Source organism: Brevirhabdus pacifica (assembly GCF_002797755.1).
GTDB lineage: Bacteria > Pseudomonadota > Alphaproteobacteria > Rhodobacterales > Rhodobacteraceae > Brevirhabdus > Brevirhabdus pacifica.
Genome location: NZ_PGFI01000012.1, coordinates 479,205 through 485,488 on the forward strand (window position 1 = coordinate 479,205; position 6,284 = coordinate 485,488).

General features: G+C 57.0%; 5 protein-coding genes. 1 reads left to right on the forward strand and 4 read right to left on the reverse strand.

Translation table 11 applies throughout. From position 1 onward, the window contains the following. Nucleotides 1-60: 60 nt before the first annotated feature. From CLV77_RS16540 to CLV77_RS11750, 3 genes are all read right to left on the reverse strand, one after another. On the reverse strand, nt 61-570 hold the full coding sequence (locus CLV77_RS16540; RefSeq protein ID WP_170043960.1) for a hypothetical protein: 510 nt from the start codon (nt 568-570) through the stop codon (nt 61-63). A gap of 952 nt (nt 571-1,522) precedes the next feature. Further along, a complete protein-coding gene (locus CLV77_RS11745; RefSeq protein WP_076980399.1) occupies nt 1,523-3,346 on the reverse strand; it encodes a TniQ family protein in 1,824 nt (607 codons plus the stop codon). Between the two features lies 1 nt (nt 3,347). After that, nucleotides 3,348-4,034, reverse strand: coding sequence for a TniB family NTP-binding protein (locus CLV77_RS11750; RefSeq protein ID WP_083707817.1), 687 nt, complete (start codon nt 4,032-4,034; stop codon nt 3,348-3,350). Between the two features lie 5 nt (nt 4,035-4,039). Between CLV77_RS11750 and CLV77_RS16870 the strand changes: the two genes are divergently transcribed. Beyond that, the gene (locus tag CLV77_RS16870; RefSeq protein WP_257787317.1) at nt 4,040-4,174 is read left to right on the forward strand and encodes a hypothetical protein; all 135 of its coding nucleotides are present in this window, start codon (nt 4,040-4,042) and stop codon (nt 4,172-4,174) included. Between the two features lie 150 nt (nt 4,175-4,324). On the opposite strand, the gene CLV77_RS11760 is transcribed toward CLV77_RS16870, so the two are convergent. Beyond that, a partial coding sequence (locus tag CLV77_RS11760; protein WP_211285981.1) for a Mu transposase C-terminal domain-containing protein occupies nt 4,325-6,284 on the reverse strand: 1,960 nt, incomplete at its 5' end.

Below are 6,284 nucleotides of genomic sequence, written 5' to 3' on the forward strand. Positions count from 1 at the left end.
CGAAGGCTCGGCGGAGCCGAAGTTTCCGAGAAGCCATTACTAATTATTCGAAAGATGATCTTACTTGATATTCCCAATTACCTGCACTCCGTCTTTGGCAATAAAACAAGTGCCTCGGCTTAGGGTAGGCAGGCGATTTCCGCTGAGAGTGAGTTGCGCAGGTGTAACTCCTTCAGGGCAAGGAGGGATTGAAACGGAGCGCCATCCCTTCTGAGCCATGCATTGAGAAAACGCTCTTCGTCTAAGATCAGCATTCGCATCTACTGAGTAAGTTCGTCCGCCATATGTTTGCCCACCCGATGTGTTGCAAAATGTGGAGTAGCCGATGTTATTGCAAGTCGTATATGTCGGCGTCGTGTATGTCGGCGTCGTATTGACTTGCATGTTCTGCGGGACCCTTTGAGCGGCAGACACTTCACAATCCAACTTTTCACTTTCCAAAGCCGCAGGTGTCGCGCCATTTTTATAGAATGGCATCGCGAACGGTTTGCCCTCTTTGTAAAGCTGTTCAGGCGTCAACTGCGCGGCGCAGGCCACCACAAGCGTTAAGGCGGGAAAAGATGCGAACATCAATTTTCTATTCATTTGGGGCCTATACGTATGTTTCGCAAACAGAGTGCATATAAACCGAAGCTTTTCAAGGCCGTTACGCCACTCATGTTGTCGGGGGAATGACGAGGTTGCATCATCCGCACTCGGCACGGCTTTCCCAGCCAATTATTTTGCTTTAACTGCGAGCTTCGCCCGGATAGTAGCTTCCGGCGCTGCTGACGAAAAGCCGCGGGGCCCAGCGGTCATCCGTGGCCGCGCACCGAACTACCGCTTTCCGCCCTTTTCTCATCATGACACGAGCAATCGCGGCGAAGGCAGGACACTCTCGCAGCCGACCGCATGAAGGTCCGCATAGCGGACCAACACAGCTTACGACACCCCATGGTTTTTTCCCAACCTTCGAGGTGCACGCGCCGGGCGCCGACAAGTTTTTTAGTCTCAGATGTTCATGGTGGCTGCGACTGAGGTCTGTCTTTCGACCTTAGTCAGGGTTCCGCCAGCACTCCGGCGCAACCTCGTGACGGTCGCCGATGACGATGACGGCTCACCTTAATGACCGCACGAAAGTCGAAACTCGCTCATTGCTCGACACTTCAAGTGGCCTTATTTTATGAGGACGCGCGGCCTGCGGCGGAAGCGCGGGCAGGCTTCTCCCTCCGAGCCCGAAGTCCCCGCAGGAGAAACTTTGGCTGCAAAAAGTGCGCGAAAACCCCGAAAAAGTGCAAACATTGCTTGGCGACATAGCCGTTTGTAAGTGCAAGCGATTACTGACCATCGACACCTCCTAACCCATTGATTTTTCGCGGCCCTCCAAAGCAAAACACCGAGCGATTTGGCCACTTTGATAGCCAATATTGGCCACTCGCCGCGCGGCCGAAGCGCGAACATCCGGGAACCGCAAACAGAAAAGGCCGCACTGAAGGGCGGCCTGTCATCTTGGTCGAATTTGTTGGGGGAAGTCTTAGTCGGTTCAGGCTGGCAGAACCTTCGCGATGTCAGAAGTTCGGTAGATATCCGCTCCGACTTCCCTCCACTTGAGAAGGGGCTTCACTCCAACCTTCTTCAGCAAATCCTTCATCGTTCTGACACCGATCCCATCGCGCTTGGCAACATGGGCCAGCGTTGTGAAACGCTCTTCAAAGGTGGTGACGATTTCAGGCAGGAACCGTGTGATGGGATAGGCTGGATCGGGACCAATGATCTTGAAGGGCATTAGCGAGACATCGCCGCCGCTCCGACCGGCAAGTTCCCAACCTGCGTCAACAGGAAGTGTGAGAGCCGCAAAAGCATGTGTCGCACCTATCCCAACCAGGACTGCCTCGGCAGTTTTTTTTACCTCCGCAGGGCAAAGCCGAAGCCCACCGATCCCCGGCTCGTTTTCAACTCGCACGACGCGCTTGAGATATCCCGCCAGGATCAGTTGGACGATGGTCGAGCCCGGAAGCTTGGCCTTCTCCGACGCCTTCGAAAGCCTCACCAAATCAGCATCTGCTTTTCCGACGAGCGGCGCCTTTGCCTCGAGATCGCGCAGCAGGTGGGAGATTTCCTCACTGTCCACACCCTGTTGGCTACCACCATCTGCCCTTGAGCCTTGATAAAAGATTGGCGTCAAAAGCCGGTCACTGAGAAGTTGGCTTGCCAGTGGCCGAGTGCAGTGAAGAACCTCCGGGAGTCTGATCACATCCACGATGCGCTTCACACGCGCTGCAACCTCCCTACCCTTTTCCACCGGAATGGGAAAATGCGCGACTGCATTGCCTGGGATGACGCCCTCGGCAACCAGCATGTTGCGGAGACGACGAGCATCGTGACCAGTTTCCTTCGCAAGAGATGCCACGGTGTGCAGGCGCCGCTCCTCCAAGATCGCACCGAGCACCTTCCTGCCAGCAGGCATCGGAATGTGATCCCACATGAACTCACGCACTATCCGCGCGATGTCACCGGGGTTCTTCATCGACTTCGAGTGCGCCAAGGCATTGTAAAAGCATCCAAAGATCTTGCGCGGTCCGGGAGACCCCTTTGCATTGGAGAACCTGTCGAATTGCTCCTGCAAAGCTTGGCGGACACCAACCTCGCCCTGTGACGTGTAGTGAAAGCCCACCCGACCAGCGCGATCCCATTCAGCTTCTGTCAGCTCAGGTAGTAGCTGGGTCGGACCGAACTCCAACAAGACGCCCAATAGCTCCGTCGCCCGGACAGCCTGATCCAGTGTCTGTTCATCCAGCCATTGAGGGCCGGCGTTACCCTCCAGACGAGCCAGGACGTAATCCTGGAGCGGAGAAGGAGCGCGGTGCGCGGATGCGGCGGCGAGGGCCTGCAACGCCTCGCCCTTCTCCGGGACAACGTGCGTCAACGATTGAAGGCTATCGTTCCAGCTCGCTTTGACCCTGCTCTGGAGGGCAATCTGGTGAGCGGGGCAAGTGCGCACCACCGCAAAGCTCCAAGTCCAACGCGACCGGCGTTCACCCGCCTGGTCATCTTCATGAAGACATGCCGGGCAGAAGGCGATCTTCGGGCTTGAAAGAAACTCGGCAGTGACAATCTCCCCGCGAAGATCATACTCCCGCCCTCCCAGGGCGACGGGCACATTTCGCCGGAAATCCGCAACCGTAGCACCGGAAATTTCGGCGAGGCGCGACAGTGCGGAAAGCTTGTTCGAGATCATATCAAGCGGATCAATCCTGAAGTCTTTCACAGTGGTCGTCAGCGGACGTCCCGTGTGGAATTTGCTGAAGCGGACCCCATATGAAATCGGAGTCTCATCACCCAGGAAAGGCAGATAAGGCAAAAGCATCTCAACGTGCCCCCTTCTGTTTGTCTGCGCTGTTCTGGCCGAAGGCAATTTGCCCCCAGTTCTTTACCAGGAAGACGTTCTGGCTCAATTCACAGCCCTCTCTTTGCCCCCACGCCTCCGCGAAATGCTGAATTCTGAGCTCGGCGTCCCCGGCGAAAGCAGCGACCTCCAACGCAGCAAGCGTGTATTCGATGAACCGTCCGAAACGGCCTCGACTGGCATGCACGAGACGTTCGAGCAAGTCATGTGAAACGGGAGCGGTCATCCCAGCCTCTTTGCACAGGGTGCGCACGATCTGGTTCAACATCTTCTGGTCTGGCACCGCCGATATCGCCCCCAATGGCATCTTGCTGAACCGTCGGTTCAGCTGCTCGTCGCTCCCGATCAACGTCCACAGAGTGTCGATGCCGCTCAGGATTAGGCCAACCGCCCCGGCTCCCTGCATCAGGTTCTTTGTCGACTTGACGGTCATCTGGACCTTGTGGGGAGTTCCCCCTCCGATCAGGTCATGAGCCTCATCAATCCAGACAATCATGACACCACGCAGTTGCAGACGGTGCCGCAGGATCTTCGCAATCTCTTGCTCCGACTTTGCCCAGGACACATTCTCGTATCCTGTCGCAATAAGAAGCTCGATCAGAAGGCTCTTGGTTGTCGCGCGGGGCTCGGGGCATCGATTTTGATGTATGGCAGGTGACCCTCATATTTTGGCTGGAGCATGGGGTGCCGCGACAGGCCCTTTTCGATGAGCGTCGATTTCCCGCCACCGGCAGCTTCGATCACCGCAAGTCCCCTCGCGTCTCCGGTCCCGAGGTCCGTCCTCAGTGAAGCCGTCTGCGCTCCTGCCTCATCGCGAGCGAAGAGACGATCCAATTGGCGCCGGAATTCCTCGTCCCGGCGCGTAGGGATGTATTTGGTTCCTGCCCGGTCCACGGCTGCGAGAGCCTGGGCCGGGAATGCGGTCATCATGGTCATCGATCATTTGTCCCAAAGAGGCATCAGTTCGCCATCATCCTCGTCGCCATCAGAAGCGGCAGGATGCTGCTCCGCAGGAAATTGGGTCGGTTCAGTCGGGGCAGAAGAAATATTCGGCTGGTCGCGGACTTTTTCTTCCACGCCCCTTTCCGATGTGCTGGCAGAAGATAGCCTTTCGCCCCAACGCTGGCTTACGGCGTCGACCGGACGCTCGACTTCATCCTCGGCGATCCGGAAACCCGTGAACCAATTCTGCTCTTCACGCTCGATCCGTTCAGAAGACCAGTCCTGCTGCACGACACCGATGCGCCTCATGGCGTATCCGTTTTGCTCCTCTACGAAATCGAGGGCTTGCTGAACGACATGTGCTTTGACCTGCGCGTCGCGTTCATTCTGGATACGCAACTGACGGCGTGCCACCAGCCATTGCTGAGCGGAAACCCCATCGAAGCCTTTGTGGACAGCACCCACGGGGGACCAAGCCCCGCCGATCTCGACCCAGATCGCACCGATGTCTTCTGGATACCAACGCACCTCCATCTTCATGTCAGAGCCGTGCATCAAGTGCTGGGCGAGCTTCCTCGAGTGATAGCGCACACCCATTACCGTAATCCCATCCTTATGCAGGACCCGGCTGAACTCCTGCCCGAAGATCAGACGGCGGTGGGGCAATGAAGGCGGCGGTGTGACACCATATTTCTGCGTGAGGCTCTGCCAGCAATTGCGTGGCGTCTGACCGTTCAGCCCTTCGTGCGGCGTATTATGGTAGATATCAACGATCCAGCGCACCAGCACGGCGCAGAGTTGGTCCGCTGCCAGCGCAGCTTTTTCCTCGGGGTCACTCGATCCTCTTCGCAGGATATCCCCGAATGTGCACCCGGAAAGGCGCGGCATAAGCCGTGTCGAAAAGGTGCGGAATACGCGCTCGATGTATGGCTTCAACCAAGGCGCCGCAGCCGGTGTGTGCAGCACATTGATCCCAAGGTCATGCATGCGTGCACGAAACTCGTGGCTGACGTAGTTCTTGCCGCAATCGGTAACAAGCGTGCCGATCATTCCGGATTCTGCCCAAGGGTCGAGAGCTCCAGCAGCATCGGACCAGACGCCCTTGTCACGCATCGTCATGTCGACAGTCCGCAATGCGCTCTGCGCCGTCGGTTCGCGCGACAGGTTCATGCCGACAATGCAACGAGTGCGAACACACAAGGCTACCGTCATCCACCAACGCGCCTTGGTGTCATCCAGGCCATACGTTGCCTTTTCCTCTTCCGTGAGGAGGCTTAGCAAACCGGAGTCTGCCATGAGAGAGATCAAGTCGATCTTTTGCTCATCCATCTCCACACGCTGCATGGGGCGTTCGACATCGATCCCCTGCCCGACGGGCGAAAACGCACGACGAGCAGCATCTCGGCCCTCACGCATGAGTTTGACCCTTGCTGGATCAAGGGATGCTATGGCCGCCAGAATGGTCGGACGTGAAGGACAGGCCAATTCAGGCTCCCCGGCCTCCATAAGCTTCTTGTTCTCTGCAACAAATGCTGCGCGAACGTCTGTCACGATGTTGGCAGGAGTCTTTTTCAGATCACTGAGATATCCAAGCACACTTCGATACATGAGCTTTCGCTCATTGTCCGTCAGTTGACGGTTGCGGTTCCCCCGCTGGGCGACGCCATCGTAAAGAGCTGCAATACCGTGATCCCGGTAGCCTTTCAGCCAGCGCCGGAGGGATCTCGCGCCGACTTTTTTCGGCATTTCGATTTTCTGGAGAATTCCCGGAGATGAGTGCTTCTCGAGAATTTCGCCGGCTCGCGCGCAGATATTTCTCATTTCCGCCTCGATGGAGACGTCGGTCGTTTTGACCTTTCCGCGGCTCTGTTGCACAAAGCCTCTGATGTCCGGAGTTCCCCTTTCCCCGGACGGATTCATCCCACGGTTTCTGTGACAGGGATGCCAAGCGCGGTGT

Bases quoted from the DNA above. Each gene is read 5' to 3' on its own strand.
- CLV77_RS16540 (WP_170043960.1), bottom strand. From the start codon at position 570: ATGTTCGCATCTTTTCCCGCCTTAACGCTTGTGGTGGCCTGCGCCGCG.
- CLV77_RS11745 (WP_076980399.1), bottom strand. From the start codon at position 3,346: ATGCTTTTGCCTTATCTGCCTTTCCTGGGTGATGAGACTCCGATTTCA.